General features: G+C 42.1%; 22 protein-coding genes and 2 riboswitches. Of the genes, 7 read left to right on the top strand and 15 right to left on the bottom strand.

Translation table 11 applies throughout. From position 1 onward, the window contains the following. The first annotated feature begins 20 nt into the window (after window positions 1-20). Window positions 21-467, top strand: coding sequence for a TlpA family protein disulfide reductase (locus tag EV207_RS14895; protein WP_132746950.1), 447 nt, complete (start codon window positions 21-23; stop codon window positions 465-467). A gap of 26 nt (window positions 468-493) precedes the next feature. Here the strand turns inward: EV207_RS14895 and EV207_RS14890 are convergent, their stop codons facing one another. After that, complete coding sequence (locus tag EV207_RS14890) at window positions 494-955, bottom strand: VanZ family protein (protein WP_243647097.1); 462 nt, start codon at window positions 953-955, stop codon at window positions 494-496. Between the two features lie 303 nt (window positions 956-1,258). Here EV207_RS14890 and EV207_RS14885 point away from each other — a divergent pair, with 303 nt between their 5' ends. Further along, window positions 1,259-3,175 carry a heavy metal translocating P-type ATPase gene (locus EV207_RS14885; RefSeq protein WP_424511376.1) on the top strand — a complete coding sequence of 639 codons (1,917 nt, stop codon included), beginning with the start codon at window positions 1,259-1,261 and terminating at the stop codon, window positions 3,173-3,175. Window positions 3,176-3,321: 146 nt separating this feature from the next. Here the strand turns inward: EV207_RS14885 and EV207_RS14880 are convergent, their stop codons facing one another. The 6 genes from EV207_RS14880 to EV207_RS14855 form a co-directional block, all read right to left on the bottom strand. Further along, window positions 3,322-4,914, bottom strand: coding sequence for an FMN-binding glutamate synthase family protein (locus tag EV207_RS14880; protein WP_132746949.1), 1,593 nt, complete (start codon window positions 4,912-4,914; stop codon window positions 3,322-3,324). A 33-nt stretch (window positions 4,915-4,947) separates the two neighbouring features. After that, the gene (locus EV207_RS14875) at window positions 4,948-6,588 is read right to left on the bottom strand and encodes an acetolactate synthase large subunit (RefSeq protein WP_132746948.1); all 1,641 of its coding nucleotides are present in this window, start codon (window positions 6,586-6,588) and stop codon (window positions 4,948-4,950) included. Between the two features lie 71 nt (window positions 6,589-6,659). Then, entirely contained in the window at window positions 6,660-7,511 is an 852-nt protein-coding gene (locus EV207_RS14870) for a YihY/virulence factor BrkB family protein (RefSeq protein WP_132746947.1), read from the bottom strand. 36 nt (window positions 7,512-7,547) lie between these two features. Further along, the gene (locus tag EV207_RS14865; protein WP_132746946.1) at window positions 7,548-8,138 is read right to left on the bottom strand and encodes a YtxH domain-containing protein; all 591 of its coding nucleotides are present in this window, start codon (window positions 8,136-8,138) and stop codon (window positions 7,548-7,550) included. 447 nt (window positions 8,139-8,585) lie between these two features. Continuing rightward, window positions 8,586-9,707: a conserved virulence factor C family protein gene (locus tag EV207_RS14860; protein WP_132746945.1), complete on the bottom strand. Its 1,122-nt coding sequence runs from the start codon at window positions 9,705-9,707 to the stop codon at window positions 8,586-8,588. Window position 9,708: 1 nt separating this feature from the next. Further along, window positions 9,709-10,182: a low molecular weight protein-tyrosine-phosphatase gene (locus EV207_RS14855; protein ID WP_132746944.1), complete on the bottom strand. Its 474-nt coding sequence runs from the start codon at window positions 10,180-10,182 to the stop codon at window positions 9,709-9,711. A 154-nt stretch (window positions 10,183-10,336) separates the two neighbouring features. Between EV207_RS14855 and EV207_RS23135 the strand changes: the two genes are divergently transcribed. Together EV207_RS23135 and EV207_RS14845 are read left to right on the top strand one after the other, a co-directional pair. Then, window positions 10,337-10,810, top strand: a complete 474-nt coding sequence (locus EV207_RS23135) for a BsuPI-related putative proteinase inhibitor (protein WP_165886964.1) — start codon at window positions 10,337-10,339, stop codon at window positions 10,808-10,810. Window positions 10,811-10,907: 97 nt separating this feature from the next. Continuing rightward, window positions 10,908-12,704 carry a M3 family oligoendopeptidase gene (locus tag EV207_RS14845; RefSeq protein WP_132746942.1) on the top strand — a complete coding sequence of 599 codons (1,797 nt, stop codon included), beginning with the start codon at window positions 10,908-10,910 and terminating at the stop codon, window positions 12,702-12,704. A gap of 111 nt (window positions 12,705-12,815) precedes the next feature. Here EV207_RS14845 and EV207_RS23130 read toward each other — a convergent pair whose 3' ends face one another. Continuing rightward, window positions 12,816-12,983, bottom strand: a complete 168-nt coding sequence (locus tag EV207_RS23130) for a hypothetical protein (protein ID WP_165886963.1) — start codon at window positions 12,981-12,983, stop codon at window positions 12,816-12,818. Between the two features lie 293 nt (window positions 12,984-13,276). Continuing rightward, window positions 13,277-13,380, top strand: a riboswitch (purine riboswitch). A gap of 93 nt (window positions 13,381-13,473) precedes the next feature. Between EV207_RS23130 and ade the strand changes: the two genes are divergently transcribed. After that, the gene (ade, locus tag EV207_RS14840) at window positions 13,474-15,237 is read left to right on the top strand and encodes an adenine deaminase (protein WP_132746941.1); all 1,764 of its coding nucleotides are present in this window, start codon (window positions 13,474-13,476) and stop codon (window positions 15,235-15,237) included. Between the two features lie 27 nt (window positions 15,238-15,264). On the opposite strand, the gene thiE is transcribed toward ade, so the two are convergent. The 4 genes from thiE to thiW are packed head-to-tail and all read right to left on the bottom strand — an operon-like array spanning window position 15,265 to window position 18,022. Continuing rightward, window positions 15,265-15,906 (bottom strand): thiamine phosphate synthase, encoded by a 642-nt coding sequence (gene thiE, locus EV207_RS14835; RefSeq protein WP_243647096.1) that lies wholly within the window; start codon window positions 15,904-15,906, stop codon window positions 15,265-15,267. Beyond that, the gene (gene thiM / locus EV207_RS14830) at window positions 15,903-16,709 is read right to left on the bottom strand and encodes a hydroxyethylthiazole kinase (RefSeq protein ID WP_132746939.1); all 807 of its coding nucleotides are present in this window, start codon (window positions 16,707-16,709) and stop codon (window positions 15,903-15,905) included. The genes thiE and thiM overlap by 4 nt, the downstream gene beginning before the upstream one ends. A 6-nt stretch (window positions 16,710-16,715) precedes the next feature. Further along, complete coding sequence (gene thiD, locus EV207_RS14825; RefSeq protein WP_132746992.1) at window positions 16,716-17,510, bottom strand: bifunctional hydroxymethylpyrimidine kinase/phosphomethylpyrimidine kinase; 795 nt, start codon at window positions 17,508-17,510, stop codon at window positions 16,716-16,718. Window positions 17,511-17,518: 8 nt separating this feature from the next. Continuing rightward, window positions 17,519-18,022 (bottom strand): energy coupling factor transporter S component ThiW, encoded by a 504-nt coding sequence (gene thiW, locus EV207_RS14820; protein WP_341539807.1) that lies wholly within the window; start codon window positions 18,020-18,022, stop codon window positions 17,519-17,521. A gap of 92 nt (window positions 18,023-18,114) precedes the next feature. Then, a riboswitch (TPP riboswitch) is annotated at window positions 18,115-18,226 on the bottom strand. Window positions 18,227-18,383: 157 nt separating this feature from the next. On the opposite strand from thiW, the gene EV207_RS14815 reads away from it, so the two are divergent. Together EV207_RS14815 and EV207_RS14810 are read left to right on the top strand one after the other, a co-directional pair. Next, window positions 18,384-19,157, top strand: coding sequence for an arginase family protein (locus tag EV207_RS14815; RefSeq protein ID WP_132746938.1), 774 nt, complete (start codon window positions 18,384-18,386; stop codon window positions 19,155-19,157). An 87-nt stretch (window positions 19,158-19,244) separates the two neighbouring features. Beyond that, window positions 19,245-20,327, top strand: coding sequence for a CotH kinase family protein (locus EV207_RS14810; protein ID WP_132746937.1), 1,083 nt, complete (start codon window positions 19,245-19,247; stop codon window positions 20,325-20,327). 24 nt (window positions 20,328-20,351) lie between these two features. Here the strand turns inward: EV207_RS14810 and EV207_RS14805 are convergent, their stop codons facing one another. The 3 genes from EV207_RS14805 to EV207_RS14795 all read right to left on the bottom strand — a co-directional run bounded on the left by EV207_RS14805 (window position 20,352) and on the right by EV207_RS14795 (window position 23,206). Next, window positions 20,352-21,017: a DUF2642 domain-containing protein gene (locus EV207_RS14805; RefSeq protein ID WP_132746936.1), complete on the bottom strand. Its 666-nt coding sequence runs from the start codon at window positions 21,015-21,017 to the stop codon at window positions 20,352-20,354. Window positions 21,018-21,044: 27 nt separating this feature from the next. After that, window positions 21,045-22,397, bottom strand: a complete 1,353-nt coding sequence (locus tag EV207_RS14800) for an arsenic transporter (protein WP_132746935.1) — start codon at window positions 22,395-22,397, stop codon at window positions 21,045-21,047. Between the two features lie 83 nt (window positions 22,398-22,480). Next, the gene (locus tag EV207_RS14795) at window positions 22,481-23,206 is read right to left on the bottom strand and encodes a hypothetical protein (protein WP_132746934.1); all 726 of its coding nucleotides are present in this window, start codon (window positions 23,204-23,206) and stop codon (window positions 22,481-22,483) included. Between the last annotated feature and the right edge of the window lie 616 nt (window positions 23,207-23,822).

Below are 23,822 nucleotides of genomic sequence, written 5' to 3'. Positions count from 1 at the left end.
CATTTGAAGGAGTGAATGAGATGCGTTTACGAGACGAAATGCCCGAATTAGAAGGTGCTGCAGCTTGGCTTAATGGCGAGGTTGAAAAAAGTGACCTGATTGGAAATAAACCGACGCTTATCCACTTTTGGTCGGTAAGCTGCCAGCTTTGCAAAGAGGCTATGCCAAATGTTAATGAATTTCGCGATAACTACAAAGATGAACTAAATGTGGTCGCTGTTCATATGCCTCGTTCGGAAAAGGATTTGAATATCGATCAAATTAAAGAAGTTGCGGAAGAGCATGGGATTACCCAACCTATTTATGTTGATAATCAACATAAACTGACTGATGCTTTTGATAATCAATATGTACCTGCCTACTACGTGTTTGATGAAGAAGGCAAGCTCCGCCACTTCCAAGCCGGCGGCGGCGGAATGAAAATGTTGACCAAACGTGTCAACCGGGTGTTGGGGAAAGCTAACTAAATAAAGAAAAACCAAAACCTCCGGAGCTATCCAGAGGTTTTCTTATGGCTGTTAAAAATAAGATTCATCAAAATGTAGAGCAATTTAAAAACAATCCAACCCAGAATTGCCCCAAATGTATTTAAAAAAATATCATCAATGTCAAAAATCCTTTTTGCGAAAACGTATTGGCTTATTTCGATGGATAGACTCATGATAAATGAAAGAACGAGGCACGTTGTGAATGTTCTTAGCTTACGATATACAAGGGGCAATAAGAAACCGAAAGGCATAAATAGAATGACATTTCCCAGAACATTTTTGATAAACAGCCAAGGGTTGCCGCTGTTCAGCATTAATTTGATGCTGTCAAAAAACACTAAATTGAAGGAACGTCCATAGACATAGTAGTTGTATGTAAATAACGTTACATAAATCAATATTGTTAAATAGGTAACGAACATGCCTGTACAAAATCTTTTTACCCTTTTTCTCACAACTTCTGGCATAACAAAACACCCTTCCGAGTGTGGTCTCTTAATTATAAGGGATGAGAAGCAATTCTATCTACCCGGATAAAATTAATTTTCCTTTACAATAGTCGTCACTATGTTAGAATGTAAATAATAAAATATAATAATTATTATAATTAAAATGTAAAAACGTTGTGCTGCCGCTCCTGAAGCGGCAGCCTTCGTACTTTTTAGGGTAATGAAGATGATTTTCTTTCTCAATTAGAAGTAACTTTGGGACATTCTTTAAAAATGTATGTCAGCAAAAAACATGTTATTTCAATTATTTTTAAAAGGATGGTGATTTCATTGGCGGATATCGGATTATCACATCACATGGCAAAACCTCAGAAACCCCTTTTTCAAAACGTAAAAAAACATGGCGAATTGACCGCTGCCCTCGTGGCTGGACTTCTCATTCTTATTGGCTGGGCTATAAGTCATATACTGCCCCAAACACCTTGGTATCTTTTCCTTTTGGCCTATCTTATTGGCGGTTACGCAAAGGCCAAGGAAGGTATTGAGGAAACAGTAAGACACCGAGATCTAAATGTCGAACTGCTGATGATCTTGGCCGCAATAGGAGCTGCCGCTATTAACCATTGGCTGGAAGGGGCTGTGCTCATTTTCATTTTTGCATTAAGCGGTGCCTTAGAAACTTATTCAATGGCCAAAAGTTCCAACGCTATTTCTTCTCTTATGGACCTCCGGCCGGAGACAGCACGGCGCATTACAAATGATAAAGAACAGGTTATTGATGTTGAACGGCTTAACATCGGTGACGTTATTCGTATTAAACCTGGTGAAAGGATTCCTGCTGATGGAATAATCCTTAACGGCGAAACTTCTGTTGACGAATCGGCAATGACCGGTGAATCCATGCCGATTCTTAAAAGTGTGAACGCCTCTGTTCTAGCCGGCACTGTGAACATTGACGGCAGTTTGAAGGTAAAGGTTACTAAAACAAGCAACGATTCTCTATTTAGCAAAATCCTAATACTTGTCCAAAACGCTCAAAGTGAAAAAGCCCCGTCACAAGTTTTTATCGAAAAATTTGAGGGGAAATATGTTAAAACCGTTTTGACTGTTGTGGCTCTAATGATTATTCTCCCGCCATTTCTATTCAGTTGGACGTGGAGTGAAACCATTTACAGGGCGATGGTCCTGCTAGTTGTCGCGTCACCTTGCGCGCTCGTAGCGTCCACCATGCCTGCAGTCCTCTCAGCAATTGCTTTTGGCGCCCGCCAAGGCATTCTCGTGAAAGGAGGCGTCCACTTAGAACAGCTTGCCGGGATTAAATCGATTGCCTTTGACAAAACCGGAACACTTACAAAAGGAAAGCCAGAAGTCGCCTCTTTTATAAATAACAGTTCACTTACTGACAGCACATTGTTATCCCATATCGCCGCCATTGAGCACGACGCGACACACCCACTGAGTGAGGCTATCATTGCGTATGCCAAGCAGAAATCCATTGGGGATTGGCCATTGGCTTCGAATGTTAAGACAAAGCCCGGGTTTGGTGTAAGCGGCAGAATTGATAATGTTAATTATAAAATTGGAAAAATAGGGTTTGTCGATGAGGCTGCGGCTAACAGTTTTCTTAACAAACAAGGCATCAAGATGGAGAGTCATACTTTTGTGTTTATTGAGAATACCGAGGGTGTGATTGGTTGTCTTCTTCTTAAGGACCAGATTCGTGCGATGACAAATAAAGCGGTGGACGCCCTTCACCATTTCGGCATCAAAACGATTATACTGACAGGCGATAATGAAGAAACAGCTCAGGTCATTGCTGCAGAATCCGGGGTATCCAGAACTGTTGCCAATTGCCTTCCTGAAAACAAAGCAACTGAAATTAAGCAATTAAAAAGGGAGTATGGTTCCGTCGCAATGATCGGCGACGGAATAAATGACACCCCTGCCCTAGCTGAAGCTACAGTCGGCATTGCCATGGGCGGCGGAACGGATGCGGCATTGGAAACAGCCGATATTGTTCTGGTCAAAAATGATTTAGTTAAGATTGCTGATACTGTCCGTTTATCGAGAAAGATGAACAAAATAGTCAAGCAAAACATTATCTTTGCCATGGGGATGATCCTTCTTCTCATCGCCAGTAACTTCCTGCAAGTGCTCTCCCTTCCTGTCGGCGTCATCGGCCATGAAGGCAGCACAATCTTAGTAATATTAAATGGGTTGAGACTGTTGAGGGGATAATAAAGAAAACTCGCCGATTGGCGAGCCTTTGGTGAAGACAGAGGCGTAGTTGCGACGCACAGGACGTGCTAGTACTGGCGTTGTAACAGGATGTTACGTCTTTTGAGAAATAGGGGTCTGACCCCATGGGGTCAGACCCCTATTTTTTAAGATGTTTGCTTCATGTGTTCCTTATACAAATCATCCATGCCATAGGTTCTTGCTTTATCATCTTTGTAGGCAATGTGCTTCTCTTCTAATAAAGCAGGTGATTTTACCCCTGCAGCGGCCGCCATATTGAACAGCCCTTCACGTAATGTCACGACAAAATTGACAACACGATATGCTTTTTCATTGATGACAAGCGCCTTTTGCAATTTTTCATCCGTCGTAGCGACACCAACAGGGCATGTGTTTGTATGACACCTTTGTGCCATAATACATCCGACAGAAATCATAAAGGCGCGGGCGATGTTCACGAGATCCGCTCCCATACCAAGTAAAACAGCCACCTTATCAGGAGTAAATAGTTTTCCTGAAGCTATAATTTTCACCTGATCACGAACACCGTATTCCTTTAATTTTTGGTTCATAATCATAATTGCAGGGCGGATTGGCAGGCCAACACCGTCAGCCAATGCTTGATAGGTCGCACCGCTTCCCCCTTCACCGCCGTCAATGGTAATAAAGTTCGGGCCTCTTCCGGTTTCTTTCATAAACTTGGCTAGTGCATCAACATCCTCGGTTGAACCGACAACCATCTTGATGCCAACCGGCAAACCGGTGTGATCCCTAATTTTATCAATAAAATCAACCATTGTTGGGACATCATGAAATTGGTTAAAACGGTTTGGGCTGTCGACTGTTTTATATTCTTCAACACCACGAATTATGGCTATCTCAGGCGACACCTTGCTGCCGTCCAAATGGCCGCCGCGGGCTTTAGCACCTTGTGCGAGCTTCAATTCTATCGCTTTAACCTGCTTAAGCTCAGATTTGCGTTTAAGCTCATCCCAGTCCATCTGGCCATCTTTCGTTCGCACGCCAAATAGGCCCGGTCCGATTTGCATAATGATATCCACATCCCCGGAGAGATGGTGGTCGGACAGCCCGCCTTCACCAGTGTTCATCCAAGCGCCGGTTGCCATGCCCAGGCCTTTTGATAAAGCGGTGATCGCTCTCTCACCAAGGGCACCATAGCTCATCGCTGACATGCCGATAAGCCCTTTTGCTGTGAAAGGGTATTTGCAGTTTTCCCCAATGACAACAGCATCCTCATCAGCCAAGAGCCAAGGCTTTACTTTCCCGTCCAAATGCTGCTCTTTTCTTGAAAAAAGGTTTTCATCCTTGATTTCATAATACTTGGAATCAACCATTTGACCGTTATCTGATCGAAGATCCTCTTTTTGCACCGGAAACATTGAATTGCGAATGTAGTAGCCCGGTTTATCAAAATCCCGCTTCGATCCAAAGCCTACCATGCTTTTTTTATACTTCGCAGGAAGGACGATATGTTTATAATCTTCCCTTGAAAAAGGTTTTCCGGAATTGTCATGGTCGAACCAATATTGCCTCATTTCCGGGCCAAGCATTTCTAAGAAATATCTTACCTTCCCTAACACCGGGAAATTTCGCAGCACCGCATGCTGGTCCTGCTTTTCATCGACAAGATAAAGATAAAACAAAAATCCCAAAGGTATCACAATCAATAGTAGTACAAGTACAAAAATCCCCAATAAAATCCATGTTGCTGTACCCAATACCGATTTCCCCTCTCCTATTCAGTTGACCCCTCAGTCACAATCCAATTTTTTTAATCTCTCTGTCAGTTTAACATTTTCGCTATAGTCTACAGGACAATCGATCACAACCGGCCGCTTCTCACCTACTGCCTCTTTGAGGGCATGTTGCAAATCCTCCGCCTTTTCTATACGTATGCCTTTTGCACCAAACGATTCGGCAAGCTTAACAAAATCTGGATTGCCAAATTTAATGTTTGAAGACCGGTCAAATTCAAGCTCCTGCTTCCACTCAATCAATCCGTAGGCATTATCCCGCCAGATTAAAATGACAATCGGCAGCTTTAAGCGTACAGCTGTCTCAAGTTCGGCGCATCCTTGCATCAGGAATGCTCCGTCGCCTACAACCGCGACAACCTGTTTTTCAGGATGGACGATTTTTGCAGCAATAGCCCCCGGTACCGAGATTCCCATCGATGCCAGCCCGTTAGAAATCAGACATGTATTCGGCTCATAGCAATGATACATCCGCGCCATCCACATTTTGTGTGCGCCGGTATCAGATAATGTAATATCACCTTCCCCAAGGACCTTCCTTAAATCATACACCACTTTTTGAGGCTTAAGCGGAAAGTTGGTATCTTTTTCATAATTGTCGAATTCATCTAGAATTTGTTTGCGGATCGGTTTAGTAAAATCAACGGGTTCATTTCTTTTATCGACTGATTCCGTCAACTCAGTGAGGTTTTCCGCGATATCACCAACCACATTACAGACAACCGGATAGGCCGAGTCCACTTCGGCATTCTTGGTGTCAATGTGGAGCACAGGAATTTTCCCCTCTGGATTAAAGCGTTGGGGTGGAATTTCAGTCATATCATAGCCGATCGCAATAAGCAGGTCCGTCTTTTCCAAACCGCACGTAATATAATCCTTGAAAGTTAAACCGACAGTCATCAAACTAAGCGGATGTGTCCAGGAAATAGCGCCTTTCCCCATGAATGTTTCCGTAACGGGCGCCTGAATTTTTTCTGCAAAAGCGACAAGCTCATCAGCGGCTTTAGTTCTTGTTACCCCGTTTCCTACAAGAAGCAGCGGATGTTTCGCTTTATTTATCAATGTCCTTGCTTCACTAAGGCTTTTAACAGAAGCTCGCGCCCCTTTTAATTCAGTGACTTCAAGCGGCCCTCCATCCTTTACATCGGTTCCCGCCACATCTTCAGGGAACTCGATGTGTGTTGCCCCGGGTTTTTCATTAGTAGCAATTTTAAAGGCTTTCCTCACAATTTCAGGAACAGTGTCAGGCTTGGAAATACGCGCGTTCCATTTTGTTACTGGATGATACATGGCAATGAGGTCATAGGCCTGATGTGATTCCTTATGTAACCTGTTCAAACCAGCCTGTCCTGTAATCGCTACAATTGGCGTTCTGTCCATATTGCCGTCAGCGACCCCTGTGAGCATATTTGTCGCACCGGGTCCTAACGTTGCTAAACAAACACCTGGTTTCCCGGTCAAACGCCCCATTATCCCCGCCATAAAAGCAGCCCCTGTTTCATGCCTCGTTGTAATAAATTTAATTTTGGATTCTAACAAGGCATCCATCACATCAAGATTTTCTTCGCCGGGAACACCAAAAATATATTCAACACCTTCATTCTCTAAGCATTTTAATAATAGCTCTGCTGAACGCATAACTGACTCCCTTTCTAAAATCGACTTTTTACTTATCTATAACCTTAATAGCCGTCATTCAAACAAAATGATTATTTATTCCTAGGAATTTTTTTTATAAAACCCAAAGCCGCATTAATTTCTCCTCCAACAACAATGATCAATGCCGTAAGATAGAACCAAAGCATCAGGATAATAATACCTCCCAGTGTTCCATACGTGGCAGAATATTGTCCAAAGCCATATCGGTCAATATAAACTGAAAAGGCATAAGAAAGAGCCTGCCAGCCGACAGCTGCAATAACAGCGCCAACAATGACTTCATTAAACCGCAGCCTTTTATTTGGGGCAAAAATATAAATACAGGCGAACACAATGATAATGATAAGAAAGCTTATCAACAAGCTAAGATTGCTCCATAAATGGAGAAAACCAATTGATAAGTCTAAGTGGCTAAAAAGAACTTTCCCTAAAGTAGGACCAAAGACATTGATAACCAAAGTTGCTACAATGACAACGATCATGGCAATCGTAAAGACAATGGCCAGCAGCCGCGCCACGATAAAAGACCTGGTTTCCTCTACATCATAGGCGTGGTTCATGGCCCTTATCAAAGCATTTACCGCATTGGAAGCCGGCCACAGTGTCGCAATGACACCAATGGATAATAAACCGCCGTGCTTGTTAAAAAGATGCCCGGTATTTTCTTCAATAATGGTCATCACATCAGACGGCACATACCTATTCAGCAAGTGCAGAGCTTGATCTTGGGTAATCCCCAGATAAGGTATGATGGAAAACGTAAAAATGAGGAAGGGAAAAAGCGACAACAAAAAATAATAAGCTAATGTTGCCGCAATATCTAACGTCCCATCCTCAAAAAATCTTTTGAAAAAATGTTTAAAGAAAAACTTTGTTTTTGTGAAAAAATGTTGTTTCCCCATAGTTTTTACGCCTCACTTTATCAGGTAACTCAAACTTTATAGGTTCGGTCTATCCTCTTCTACCGATAAAGTTGTTATGGTTTCCTCGGGTGTTGATAAAGATGTTATGCTCTCGGTTTCTTCCGGTGTCACCCATGTTGTTGCCTCAAAAGAAGTCGGCGGTGAATCGGCCAGTTCCTGCGATGCTTCAGTTGTATATGATGTTGCTGAAGGCAGTGTAGCTGATGAAGTGGCGGCCTTGCTTGTATCGATCTTCATCATGCTCTGACCCGAATTGCGGATCTTATGGGAAATCTGTGATATTTCATCCCCTGCCTCAACGGCATATCGATAGGCATCTGTCGTACTGTTCTTCGCACTGTTCACCTTTTCTGCCATTTCCTTCATATCTTGTGAAACTTCTTTGGCCGCCATTTTAAGGTTATTTGCGGCTGTTTTAAAATAATTTGAAACCTGCTCCGGATTATTTCGAACAGAGTATACAAATTTTCCGCCATTTGTCTTAGCCGCACCCATTCCGTTTTTAATACAAGCGCGGGTTCCCCTGTCAAAAAGTGAAACTGCTGCGCCCACGATACCGCCAATCAGCATGAATTTTCCTAATTTACTCTTTTGATACGCACTCATGTGGTCACCCCCTTAAATCAAAATGTAACCGCTAAAAACGGATTACGGTACTATTTTGTTCAGAATTGCGCTCGAATATGATTAGAGTTGCCATACACATGATTACTAAATAGTGTTAATCAGCGCTAAATACAGCGGGGGTGCCGCTAAACAATTTTGTCCACTATTTTTATCTTATGCTTTTTTATGAGGGGGCAGACCCCTAAAAAGGAAAGAGGGCTTTATCGCATGGATAAAGCCCTCCTGAAGAAGAAATATTAGTTTCTCTGGGTCATTCGGTTATTTTTCTTTCGGAGACACCCTCTTTCAAAGGTTTTGTTCTTTGATAACTGAATTATCCAAACGAACCATCTCCCTAAAATATCCGTTTTTCCTAAAGCACTTCTTTCTTCTTCAATAATTATATTGCCCGCTTTTAGATCATTTATTCAAATTTATTATATTTTTTTATTTACGGCTTTCAGTCATTTGCCGCCAAACAGAACCCTTGGCGTCTTCCCCGCCTTCTATTCTGGAGAGCGCCATTTTAATCTGCATGGCTACCTCAAATTCGGGATCATTCTCAGCTTCTTTTAAAGCTGGTACAGCGGTTTCATTCCCGACTTCATATAAAAACATGGCTGCACGCCACCTGACAATTCGACTTGAATCTTTAAGAGCCTTTATCATTTCTGGGACGGCGCTTGGATCCCCAAGGTCTGACAGGCAGTCGCCGGCCGTTCTCCTTACCGTGACTGTTCGATCATGCAAACCTTCATATAAATGAGGAAGCACTTTAGGATCCTCAAGCATACCCAAATAAACAACCGCGAGCCGGCGGATCGCCACTTTTTCATCATGAAGGGCTTTTTCTAATACAGGTAAATCCCCTAGCGACGGATCCATTCGATCCAAGGCGGCATACCGTTTGCGCCAGTCAGGGTCATCTAGCATATCAATTGTGACTTTTTTAAATGGGGCTGATTCTTCATAAACCTTCTCTTTTGAAAAAGCCTGCTTAACCAGCTCATTCAACCGATCTTCGTCATATGCTGCAGAAATTTCCTCCGCCACATCCATTTCAATATCACGGGCTTCACCGTATCTTGGAGATTGTTCAACCCACTTCCGCTCCATGATCATGTTATCCGATGCACTTTGCGCCTCCATTATGGCATTCATAAACCGCTCTGGCAGGCCGACTCGTTTTTCCTCGCCATCAACTTCGAGCTTAACTTGCATTGGTATTTGGCGAAACATTTGAATGAAAACCCTAGTTTCCCCGTAACCTTCATTAAGCACCTGATTCTCGGTATTTTGTGCTGATTCCTCACCCGCGCCCATAACCGACCTGACCTTTGACAACACGGTTTCCCAATCAGATTTGGGATGACGTTCTAATGCGATGAAATCGGCAACATGATACATCCCTTTAACCCCTTCAATATTAAGAAGTTCCTTAATCAGGTCTGGTGCGCCATCAGCTTTTTCTTTTGTATAGTTGTAATTTTTGCCCATCGGCAACGTATCATTCAATATCAGCTTCATCGTATGCGGACTCGGTGTCGGTTCAATTCCCAGCAGCTTCATGTTAATCTCCTCCCTCTTCTAAAAGAATCTTTTCAAGCAAAGCGTCGCTTCCCTTTTCAATCAGATTATAAACTTCATCAAAATTGCCTGTAAAAAAAGGATCAGGAACATTACGTGTCGGCTGATCACCAACCAAACTCATAAATCTAACAATGTTCGCCTTATTTTCCCGTTCGGCCAATCGCTTAATATTTTCTTCATTGCTTTCATCCATTGCGATAATATAATCGAAATCGTGAAGGTCACTCCCAGTCAACTGCCGGCCCTCCATCCCCTGGTATGATATACCGTTATCGTCCAGCTTTTGACGAGTCCCCTCATGAGGCGGCTGGCCGACATGCCAGTCACCCGTGCCCGCTGAATCAATAACGATGCGATTGTTCAAACCGGCCTTTTCTACTTTATTGCGAAAAACCGCCTCGGCCATTGGCGAGCGGCAGATATTACCCAAACATACAAAGAGAACTTTAATCATAACATTTACCTCATTCTTTTATTTCTATAGACGACATAAGACCTATCTTGTCTATGACGGATGGATCAAATTTGCATTTGAATCTTTAAATACTCACATTTTGATTTATACTAAAGAAAAAGTTGGAACCGACGATATAGAGAGGACAATACTCATGAAACTCCTTAGAATGATCCTGATATTTTGTCTCCTATCTATCATAACAGCAGGATGTACAAACGCCAACCATTCTGAAACCAGTGATAAACATGTAAAGGAGGATACACCAGTGACCGGAGGTATTGCTGCAGGGAGTGTCGAGCCTACACTGACATACGAACAAAAAAACGGCACTGCCATTTTCCATTTTAAATTAAAAAACCAAACCGAGCGCGTCGTGACTTATCATTTCACAACATCTCAAAGGTATGACTACAAAATTGAGACAACTGATGGCGAACTTGTCAAACAATACTCTAAAGACCGCATGTTCACACAAGTTTTGGGAGACCTTAAATTAAAACAAGCCGAAGAAGCGGATTTCACCTCAAAGGTTTCTGACTTATCCCCTGGCAAATACAAAATAACCTTTTGGCTTACAGCAAAAGAGGACGGACCGCAAGCCTCTCTGAATTTTACAGTAAAATAACTCTTTTAACCCTCTTTTTAACATTAAGAGGGGTCTTTTTATGTTAAAATAAGGTGGCAGTTAAATATTTCTAAATATTTTAAAAGGGGTTGGAAGCATGGAGAAGGTTTTAAATCAAACTTGGGATTTAGATGTGGTCTTTAAAGGCGGCAGCGAGTCTGAAAGCCTGGATCGTTTCTTGGTTGATTTGGAATCCGACTTACAGGGGTATTGGCAGCATCTAAAAAAGACATCCGCACCGCAGACCATTGATGAAGCGCTTAACTGGAAAGAAAATATACATAAAATCCAGGACTTTTCAAAAAGAATCGTTGAAGCTGGAGCTTATATCGGCTGCCTGAACGCTCAAGACGTTAAAGATCAACATGCCAAGACGCTTAATGGCACGATACAAACACTCGGAGCACAATTCGAATCATGTTCAACATTATTAGATAATCAAATGGACAATATACCACAGGCCGTCTGGGAAGAGCTGTTAAAGGATGACGAACTTAAAAACATTCAGTTCCCTCTTAATGAGAGCCGGGACAAGGCCAAAGAAAAGCTTTCTGCTGAACAAGAACAGCTCGTAAACGCCCTTTCCATCGATGGCTACCACGGCTGGGGCGAACTCTACGACACCATTGTCGGCAATATGTCGATCCCTTTTACCCATCCTGAAAAAGGTGAATCGAATCTTTCCGTAGGGCAGCTTGATAATTTGTTAACCGACAGCGACCGCAACGTACGTAAATCCGCCTTTGCTGCATGGGAGACGGCCTGGCATAATCAATCGGATTTCTGTTCAAGTGCACTCAACCACTTATCAGGATTCAGATTGAATCTTTACCAACAACGCAGCTGGGACAAAGTTTTAAAGGAGCCATTGGCTTATAACAGGATGACTGATGAAACCTTAGCCGTGATGTGGGATGTCATTACAAGCTGCAAACCAACCTTCGTCAAGTTTTTGGAACGTAAAGCTGAATTGCTTGGCTTGGAAAAACTCTCATGGTTTGATGTTGAAGCACCCCTGGAATCTGCCAGCACAAAGGTGACTTATGAAGAGTCTTGCGAATTTATTATCGACCATTTCAAGAAGTTCAACCCGCAAATGGCTGAGTTTGCGGCCCATGCTATTGAAAATCGTTGGATTGAAGCGGAAGACCGATTTGGAAAGCGTCCAGGCGGATTTTGCACAAGCTTTCCTATCGCAGAAGAGTCACGGATTTTCATGACATTCAGCGGAACACCGGATAATACATCAACTCTCGCGCATGAGCTTGGTCATGCCTATCATCAGCATGTTATGAATGATTTGCCAAATATGGCTCAACATTATGCAATGAACGTTGCTGAAACAGCATCAACTTTCGCCGAAATGATTGTCAGCGATGCTGCTAAGTCCTCTGCCGCAACAACGGAAGAGCACCTCGCTTTTCTCGAAGACAAAGTGCAGCGCAGCATTGCCTTTTTCATGAACATCCATGCACGATTCTTATTTGAAACACGATTTTATGAAGAGCGTAAGAAAGGTTTGGTCACTAGCGACCGGTTGGATGAAATCATGCTTGAAGCGCAAAAGGAAGCATACTGCGATGCTCTCGATACGTACCATCCCGCTTTCTGGCAGTCTAAATTGCACTTCTATATTACTGATGTGCCATTCTACAATTTCCCATACACATTTGGCTACCTGTTCAGCACCGGAATATACGTGAAAGCATTAGAAGAAGGCCCATCATTCGCTAAGAAATATGATGCTTTGCTTAGAGATACAGGCAGCATGACCGTTGAGGATCTTGCCAAAAAACATTTGGATGTCGATTTAACACAACCGGATTTCTGGAGATCTGCAATTGGCTATTGCGTAAAGGATGCCCGGGAATTCCTCTCTTTGACAGAAAAATAATATACCAAAGCGAAAAAGCCGGCAATCCATCGAAATGGGGCGCCGGCTTTTTAACATATTAATAAATATCTTAAACTACGGGGTGGCAAGGGGACCTCGTGACCACCCGCCCTATCCATGTAACACCGCTAATTCCGGATGGTTAAGTTTCGACAGGTCGGTGAGCTCAATCTTGTGAATATCGTCTTCCTTTTGGATTTCACATTGTTCATTTTCATAAATCCACAGCAAAATATACTGGTTGCCATCATAAACCACTTTTTCACCCTTGGAAAACAAAATAATTCCCCCCTTGGATAGCCTCTTTTTTAATTATAACGCTGATACAAATTTAGTAAAGTTATATTTTTCTAATTATTCTTTCATTTTTCAACATTATTAAAATAAATGTTACAATTTCAATTATACTAAACCTGTATCCTCCCTTCATAACTGAATTTAATCAGCTATTACAATCTATGACCCGCTCCCAAAAGTTAGAACTTTTAATCGACAATCATCTTCAAGATTATATAAAAATTGCCGCAATTCCTACGGTTGACTTCCCTTCTGCCGGGGACTATAATGGTCAAAAATATTATATAGAGTTTTCTCGTATAATCTTGGGAAATATGGTCCAAAAGTTTCTACCAAACCGCCGTAAAAGGGTTTGACTACGAGGTAATATTAGCTGTTGGTATTTTTTAAAGGCACACGGCTAATGACCTCCTATGCAAACCCCGGCGCGATTTCTCCGGGGTTTTTTATATATTTATAGGGGTGATGACTGATGGCGATTACAAAAGATCGGATGAAAAGAAGAATTGCTGTGGCAGGAAAGAAGAAAAAAGCTGATCTCGTTATAAAAAATGGAAAAATTGTTGATGTTTTTAACGGCGGCATGATGGAAGCTGATATTGCAGTAACTGATGGCTATATTGTCGGGATCGGAAATTATGAAGGCTTAAAAACAATCGATGCAAAAGGAAAGATCATTTCTCCTGCTCTTATTGATGGCCATGTTCATATCGAATCATCCATGTTAACACCCAAGGAATTTGCCAAAGTATTGATCCCTCATGGGGTAACAACCGCGGTGACTGATCCCCATGAGATTGCCAACGTGGCGGGCGAGGGCGGCATCCGTTATATGCTTGATGATGCGGTAGATTGCGGCATGGATATCTATACTATGCTGCCTTCCTCTGTTCCGGCAACAGCCTATGAGAACAATGGCGCAAGATTAGATGCTGAAGATCTTGAGCCATTTTATCACCACAAGAACGTTCTTGGTTTGGCGGAAGTCATGGATTATCCCGCAGTTATGAACGCAAGCGACCAAATACTGGAAAAGCTATTAGTCACATTTAAACATTCCACTCGAGTTGACGGTCATGCGGCTGGCTTAGATGCGGATGCCATTAACGTGTATAAAGCAGCCGGCATCCAGACAGACCACGAGTGTGTCTCTATTAATGAGGCAAAGGATCGCCTTTCTCGGGGTATGTATGTGATGATTCGCGAAGGGTCGGTACCGAAAGATTTAAGGGCTTTAATCGGCCTCGTAAATGACCGGAACGCCCGCCGGTTTCTATTTTGCACGGATGACAAACATACGGATGATTTAATTGAAGAAGGCAGTGTGGACCATAACATCAGAATGGCCGTAAAATTGGGGTTGGATCCCGTCACTGCCATTCAGATGGCCTCATTGAATGCTGCGGAATGCTATCATCTTAAGAATAAAGGGGCCATAGCTCCCGGTTATGAAGCTAATTTTCTCGTTTTAGATGACTTGAACACATTTCAAATTAAGTCTGTCTATCAAAAGGGGCGATTAGTTTCTGAAAATGGTGCTTTAATTTCAGAATCCCAGGCACACCAGGCTGACATAACTGCGGTAAGCGGAACGATTAATATTCCAGATGTTACAGCAAATGATCTGAATATCACATTGGGTGATGACACAAAAGCGCATATTATTGAAATTGTGCCAAACAGCCTTGTAACCAATCATGTTATTGATGATGTGCCAACAATTGACGGCAGCTTCACGCCGTCAGCTGAGATAGATTTGCTGAAAATGACTGTGATTGAAAGGCATAAGGGAACAGGAAATATCGGACTTGGTATTGTTAAAGGTTTGCACATCACATCGGGTGCGATGGCAACGACGGTAGCCCACGATTCCCACAATCTCGTCGTTGCAGGGATGAGTGATGAAGATATGCTAATCGCTATTGAGGAAATCAAAAAGATCAATGGCGGAATGGTGGTCGTAAAAGATGGCCGAGTTATCGCTTGCCTTCCATTGCCGATCGCTGGCCTGATATCCGATCAGCCAAATTTAGCCGTTAACGAAAAACTAAGAGATATCCATCATGCCTTAACGGAAGTAGGAGCGTCTTCTGCTTTTAATCCCTTTCTTACGCTGTCCTTTTTATGCCTGCCAGTCATCCCCGAAATTAAACTGACTGACAAAGGTCTGTTCGATGTCACATCGTTTCAGCATATTGATATTGTTGAAAAAGAAAAGCAAACTGTAACGATATAAATAGCCGGCGAAATGCCGGCTTTTTTTCTATTTATGTTTTTTTGAAAGAAATTGTTCCTTCAATTGTTCTGCAGCGCCCTTAGGATCGGCGGCTGACAGAATCGCTGAGATAACGGCAATGCCATCTGCATGCCGCTCAGGTAAACGCTTAACATTTTCTGCATTTATTCCGCCTATCGCAACGATCGGAATCGTGACCTCTTGCCGAATCCGGGCAATTTCATCCATTTCGATCAGCGTTGCATCCCCTTTGGAACCCGTTTGGAAAACTGATCCGACTCCGAGGTAATCTGCACCATCCCTTTCGGCCTTCACTGCTTCTTCCACTGTCGCAGCGGACACCCCCAGAAGTTTATCCGGTCCAATTAGCCTTCGAACATCTTCAGCAGGTAAATCCTCCTGGCCAACATGGACACCATCGGCATTGACTGCAAGGGCAATGTCAACTCTGTCATTTATAATGAACGGAACATGAAAGGATTGTGACATGTCTTTTAAAGCTTTGGCCAGTTCAAACTGCCTAAGTGAAGAAGCATTTTTTTCTCTGAATTGCAGGACATTGACGCCGCCCTGCAAAGCTTGTCTAACTTTCTTGAGATATTCACTGCGATAGCCTTCTCTGTATGCTTCTGTTACCAGGTATAAAGAATAATCTATATTATTGCTCAATAAATCTGCACCCCTTTTTGCCATTCTTCGGGTGTTAATGTAGATAAGGCGTCAAACAGCCGGACCTTGAACGTGCCGACACCCTCACCTTCACATAGTGCCTGATAAGCTTTTTCCCCAGCTAGTCCCATTGCAGCTATCCCGGCAACAGCGGCGTCAAACGGACTGTTTCCAGAGCCTGCAAAAACACCGATCAGTGAATTCGTCATACATCCTGTCCCTGTAACATTTGCAAGCATTGGGTGACCATTTGCCACGCTTACCGTCCTTTCGCCATCCGAAACAACGTCCCTAGGACCGGTTATGGCAATCGTTGCCCCAAGCTTGGCTGCGAGACCGGAAGCAAGCTTCTTTGCTGAGGCCATGCTGTCGCCCGAATCAACTCCGCGTGCTTGCGTCTTTTCTCCAGCAATAGCCATCATTTCAGACATGTTGCCGCAAATGACCGAACAGCGAAGCTTCTTCAATAAATAGTCAGCCGTCTTTTTTCGGTATTCTGTCGCTCCGACACCTACGGGATCAAAAATAATCGGGATGCCGCGCTCATTTGCTTTAAGCCCTGCATTGATCATAGCCTTGCTGGAATTCGCATGTAATGTGCCGATATTTATCACTAATGATGAAGCCATCGATACCATCTCACCGGCTTCTTCCGGACTGTCCGCCATCACGGGACGGCCGCCAAGTGCCAGAGTGACATTAGCACAGTCATTTACCGTTACGACGTTTGTTATATGATGAACCAGAGGCGGCTGATCATTAATTTTTTGAAAGCTCACCGCCATGTTCTTAATGGACGTCATTTTGTTTCACACCCTTTCGCCAAACCACTGGTAGAAATGATTAGTGGGGCCAACACCGCCGCCAAGAGAAAAGCTGTTCTTAATAGCACCATGAATATACCTTTTTGCTTCCATAATCGCTTCGTCCAAAGTCAGGCCTTTTGCCAAATTGCTTGCAATAGCCGAAGATAAGGTACATCCTGTACCATGGGTATTTTTCGTATGGATTCGCTCACCTTTGTAATGATGAAGCTTGCTGCCATCATAAAGGATATCAACAGGTTCCTCCTTAAGATGCCCGCCTTTTACAAGAACACTGGCAGAACCCATGTGATAAATAGCCTTGGCCGCTCTTTCCATCCCTTCGATACCCTCGATTCGCATATCAGTCAACACTGCGGCTTCCCTAAGGTTAGGGGTAACCACACCCGCTAAAGGAATTAAATCACTTATAAGTGTTTGCTTTGCGTCGGGCTGTAATAAATCATATCCGCTCTTTGATACCATCACCGGGTCAAGAACAACATGTCTTGGCCGATAGCTTTTCAGCTTATCAGCAATGACCTTGATTGCATCAGAATTTGACACCATACCAATTTTGACGGCATCAACCTTTATATCCGTAAATATAGCGTCAAGCTGTGCATCAATTATTTTCGGTGACATGTCTTCAACTGCTGTCACACCCTGTGTATTTTGTGCAGTGACAGAAGCGATCACACTCATGCCGAACACACCATGTGCCGAAAAGGTCTTTAAGTCTGCCTGAATACCGGCACCACCGCTGGAATCTGATCCGGCAATTGTTAAAGCTGTCTTCATCACATTAATCACCTCATTGGAAGATATTTAGTTATAGCACGGTTTTTTTCTAACAAGATCACAATAATGTAGGCTATAATACTTCCGCATACTGTACTCATCAGGAACGGAACAATAAAGAAAAAGGCAGCCACATTTTGCCCCAAGAACAGGTTAGCGATTGGAAAAGACACTAACGCGCCAATGATGCCGGTACCGAAAACTTCACCAAAGACAGCGAAAAGCTTCCTTTTTGTTAACTTAAATAAATAACCGGCCAACAACGCCCCGATCATGCTCCCGGGAAAGGCAAGCAATGATCCTGTTCCAAAGAGATTGCGTAAAAGGGAAATGGCAAACGCGTTAAATACACCATAACCGGGTCCGAGAAAAACCGCAGACAACACGTTGATCGTATGCTGAACAGGGAAAACTTTGGACACACCGATCGGGATATAAATAAGATGGCCAGCTAACGTGCCAATAGCGATGAATAACGCTGAAAAAGTCAGCTTGCGGGTAGATCCTATCAAACTTGTACCTCCTTACTCCAGGAGAGACCCGATGGAAGATCAATAGACATACAAAAAAGCACAAATCCAGAATAGGTTTGCGCTTGGCTAAACGAAAATTTCCGCGACTTTCCCTACGCTGGCATGATCCAGATCAGGTTAAAGGGTCAAAGACTTATCAAGTCTTACTCTCAGCCGTCATATCCGGCTCCCCCAGTGCATATTTATTTTAGATTTAATTTATCATAACCAGCCCGTCTTTTCAAGCTAGGTTCCCGTTTCCCCAATGCCCTGTCAGTTTATTTCTTTTCCCTTTTAACCAATAATAGAATAAAATAAGAGTTATAGAATTTAATAGCTATCATGAAAGGATGGTTTGTTTATGGGCTTAATCCACGAAGACATTGCTTTCCTGAATTTTGATAACTGTTATCTTGACCAAGAACAACTGTGGCGGGAGCGACCACATCATTGGATTGATTTACAAGAGATCCGCCATACAAACCTATTCTGTGAATCCAGTTCCTTTAAGCAAATTGAACAAAAGCTTCAACACCATTCTCCTACAGGAATTACTCTTATCGGCAGCGGTAATTATCATTATGTCTCCTATGCCTTGCTGTCAAGGATTCAAGAACCCTTCACACTAGTGCTTATTGACCACCATTCCGATCTGACAGAAAGTTCAGCGCCAGCCATGCTATCGTGCGGATCCTGGGTCTACCACGCCATCCTGCACTTGCCCCATTTGGTTCAAACGATCATTATTGGCCCCGATGCCTCAAACCTTCCCGCCTTGCCCGCCGGTAAAAAGAACACCCTGCAAATCATGCCAAACGAACATCCGAAACATAATGACATCAAACAGATCCTTACCCAGATCAAGACCAAGAATGTATACATCAGCATTGATAAAGACGTCCTCGACCCATCAATTGTTATGACAAACTGGGATCAGGGCCATATGATTTTATCTGATTTAGTTCCATTGATTACAGCCATTATCAGACAAAAACATGTTCAAGGTGTTGATATTTGCGGCGAATGGAAAGGAGGGCCTTCTGATATCTTCAACCCTGAAAATCGGCAGGCTGCCAAGAAAAACGAAGCCGCCAATCATTATATTATTAACGCAGTATTAAATGCCACGGCCTAGCCTTTCTTACACTTTGCCACTGAAACAATTGACAGATCCAAGGGTTATCGCATACCAATAATATTAAAAACGTAAAGGAAAGATTGGATGACTAATCAAAAGGCTGTCCCTTCTTACAATATTTTGATCAATCCAAGAGATCTCAGAGCATTGCGCGATGATATTTGGTGTGATGATCCTGTTCCAGCCAAGCTCGTTTTTGAAAAGAGACAGTATAATATTGATATCGCTTATCGCGGCGCACATATTAGAAAATTTAAGAAGAAGTCATATCATATCACTTTTCAGCGATCATTCCTGGGTGTGAAAGAAATCCATTTGAATGCCGAATTGATGGATAAATCACTATTAAGAAATAAGCTGTCATTAGACTTTTTTTCAGATATTGGAAATTTATCACCGGAATCCCGTCATGTCAATCTTACAATTAACGGGAAATACCAGGGTGTTTATTTACAGCTTGAATCAGTGGATAGCCAATTCCTGAAGAGGAGACGCTTGCCAAACGGCTCTATTTTTTATGCTGAAGATGATGATGCCAATTTCTCCTTAATGAGTCCCCTTGATAACGATGCCAAACGGGCCTTCGATTCTGGTTACAGCAGAAAATTGGGATCCAAAAGGGATCATCATTATTTAAGCGATTTGGTCTATAAAATAAATACAACAACCCGTTCGGAATTCGAGAAGGAAATAGTAAACTATATCGACACCAATAAATATTTGCGCTGGTTGTCAGGTGTCGTCTGCACGCAAAATTTTGACGGATTCATCCATAACTACGCCTTGTATCGGCGGGATAACACAGGATTATTCGAGATCATTCCCTGGGATTATGATGCGACTTGGGGGCGGGATATTAATGGAAAAAGAATGGCTTATGATTATGTGCCAATAACAGGCTATAATACCTTAACCGCACGGATATTAGATGTACCGTCATTTCGAAAAGAATACCGGAAAATCCTTTCGGACATTTTGGACAGTCAATTTACAGTTGATTTCCAAAAGCCGAAAATCATGGCAATGCATGACCAATTACGGCCTTATGTATTAAAGGATCCATATATTAGCTCGGACATTGACCGATTTGACGATGAACCTGATTTTATCTTTGATTTTATTAACAAAAGAAACCATTATTTAAAAAAACATTTATCAGGGGTCTGACCCCGAGGGGTCAGACCCCTTTTTTTAGGGCAAATGAACCGTTTTGACATGATTTATATTCGTAAAGATGGATTGATTACGGGCAATAATTAATTCTATTTGGCTGTCATCTACTTTCACTAATTTGCCAATCTTATTAGGATTGTTGCCAAGGTCAAAAATAACGATTTGCCCTATATATTTCTTGCATTGCTGTGCAAACGTTCTGGCCAAAGGAATATTAGAAGGGGTAATTGGGAATTCTTCTTTGTTTAAAGCATAAGGACGTTCGCTTATATTATAGGGCATAAGCCACTTTATATGGTTTAAGGGAATAAATATTTCTTTGTATACTGGCGAGAAAAAAACAAGGTAATCATTCATCACACTTGTCACATACCCGTGAATGGACTGATTGCTTGTTACAAATACTTCAGTAAATATTCCTTTAGCATTATTCAATACTTTTCTTAGAGATATAGAATCATCCTTATCGCCGATGGGGACATCCTCAGGCTTTTCAAAGTCATATTCTTCACTATTATTAAAGTTAATAAACTGAATATGAATTAACGGGATATACAGAAAATCATCCCCATCATAAATCACAATGATATCTGGGCCATTATCGATCAAGATACCATTAATATAATGATTCCCGCTCATTACAACTTCGACTGTTTCCCCAATAAAATTCCTAAAATGTTCCAAAATGTTCCTCCCTCCTTTAAAGAAAACTTAAAACAACCAATTTGTCCAAAAGTATAGGCTAATTAAACTTATAAACAGCCCAATTGGTATCACAACAATGGTTACCTTAATATATTTCTTCCAGCTCATTAAAATATGGTTTTCCTTCAGAATGAACATCCAAAGCAAAGTCGCAAGGGTTCCAATGGGTGTGAGAAGTGATCCTATATCGCTCCCTAATATATTTGCAAGATATGCGATTTGAAGAGTATGCGGGTCTAAATTCATTTTGGTTAAAGTCAGCGTGCCGATCATAACTGATGGCAAGTTATTGAAAACATTCGATAACAGGGTAAGAAGTCCACCCATTATAAATACCGCATGTAAACGGCTAGACTGCACAATTCCTTCAAGAAAGCCTACTAAATATGATGTTAAACCGATATTTTGCAGCCCATATACTAGAATATACATACTAAAAGCAAATAGCAGAATATGCCACGGTGTTTTCTTAATAACATCCATGATGCCGGCCCTGTTTCTATACCAGCGAATCCCGATTAAAACAAGTGCACCTATTATGGCAATCCATTCAATCGGTATGCCAAAAGGTGTTAACAGAAAATAGCTGCCCCGAACGATCACGATCACCCCGAGACATATTTTGAACATCCCCCAATCAACATGAATTTGGCCGGGTCGGCCTGATAATGGGTGCGGTAATGAATGAGGATTATCATAATTGGTCATATCCAACTCAATATTTGGCAGCCTCTTTGGTATGTCCTTTTTGAAATACAAGAATAATAGTGTAGCTATGACCAGAATCCCAATCATAGACGGAATAAACATCATAGCGACATAACCGTTTATATCCAACCCAACTATTTTAAGGGCAATCAGGTTCGCTATATTGCTTATGGCGATCGGCGCGCTTGATGCAGTGGCAATAGTGGCACCAGATAACAAAAAAGGGATCTTCTGATGAGGTTTCAAATTCAGCAGATTAACCGTCTTAATTAGAATTGGCGTTGTTATCAGGACACTTCCGTCGTTATTAAAGAACATCGTCATTAAATAACAAAGTAAGTTAACGTAGACAAATAGCTTTACACCAGATCCTTTAGCTCTATTTACGAGATTAAATGCTACCCATCGAAAAAAACCCACACTTTCCAAAACAATAGACATCACTATGGTTGATAGAATGGTAACAGATGCACCGCTGACGATATTGAAGATCTCAAGAATACTTGTCAGCGGTACAATGCCTAATAATAAAAATAAAGATGCTCCGATCGCTGTTGGAATCGTTTCGTTTATTTTCCAAGGGTTCCATATCATAATGAAGATTGTAATAAGAAAAATAGTTATGGTGAGTAATGGATAAACATCAAGCATTTGATTTCGCCTCATATTTTAAGGAGGTGGTTTCTATTTTTCTGGATTTAGTTTCAAGTTTAACTACAGGTTTCTCTGGCGTTTCAATCGGCCTGACCAATACATATAAGAGACAGCCTTGAAACAAAATGAACAGCGTCATCAACAATATTTTTCCACCCCCCCTTTATTAAAAGATCAATGTTTACTGCATGAGCGTTACTGCATTTTATTGACTCTAAAGTAGCTGCCGAGATGCCGTGAACCCGTCGAACTAGAGTGCCTGGAACTTCCTGAATGACGGCGGTTGTGATTTCTGGATCGATTTGACCTGTTAGACCCTCGTGAATGCCTTGAATTTCTAGATGATCTGCGGCGTGAACGATTGGAACGGTTTGAACGTCCTGAATGTCTTGAGCGGTTTGAACCGCTGGACCATCTGGAGTGTCTAGAGCGATTAGACCATTTGGAACCCCTGCTTGAACGCCGTGACCTCCTTGATTTGCAGGAGTCATGGCAATCTCCGTACGGGTTATTATGCATATATTTATCGGTGCCTGATTCACGAGCGGAGTGAATGGCTTCCCAGACGTCGCTTCTTTTGCGGTTAGATTTTCTGTCTCTCGATTTCCAGTAGTAAGAAGACTTCCTTCCGCTCGATGATTTCCGGTTACGGGATGAACGGTTTTTACCTGAAGATCTTTTATTTCCTGTTGACTTCTTGTCGTTTCCAGATGATTTATTGTTACCTGAAGACTTTTGATTCTTTTTCTTGCCTGATCCTTTTTTATGACCGGAGGACTTACCGCCCCCATGTTCGTGTGATACATGGCTGATGCTCTTTAGATGGTAAATCGAAATAAATAGGACATTGTCATTGCCGGTAACCTCAATGTAGTGCTTAAAAGCATTATTTAAGACACCTTCAACACTTTCCGGGCCGCCCCGGTTGAGTCTTACCCGTTTGTGGACTAATTTTTTCAATACATCTTTAAAACAATCCGTATTGATGAATCGTACTCTTCTGGATCTTCTCCGATATTCATCTTTGGAATCTATTGACACCCCTTTTACATGTGCTAATTGGTAGTAAATAACCCCATCTTTTTCAGTGTCAACAACAAGAAAGTCTGATTTAACAGCGAGCAACCTTCCAGTTCGCGATTCAGGACCACCCATATTAATCTTCACATTGGTCCCTACAAGCCTATTCATCATGTCAATCGACGTATCATTAAGCAATATACTTCCTCCTCTAAAGAAATTTTATCAACTGATGTAATGGCATTGTATGTATCATGGCAAGACAAAGGTATGGTCAAATTTATTAATATCTATAAAAATAGTCTTTAACCCGGATTATTCATAGGACTAACCGAAGAAGCAATTTGGATGAAAATTGGCAAACGCCTTCATTTATTTCGGAATTTGAAGGTGTTTTTCTAG

This window comes from Scopulibacillus darangshiensis (genome assembly GCF_004341035.1).
GTDB classification, from domain to species: Bacteria; Bacillota; Bacilli; order Bacillales; family Sporolactobacillaceae; genus Scopulibacillus; species Scopulibacillus darangshiensis.
This window is presented reverse-complemented; position numbering and strand designations above follow the sequence as displayed.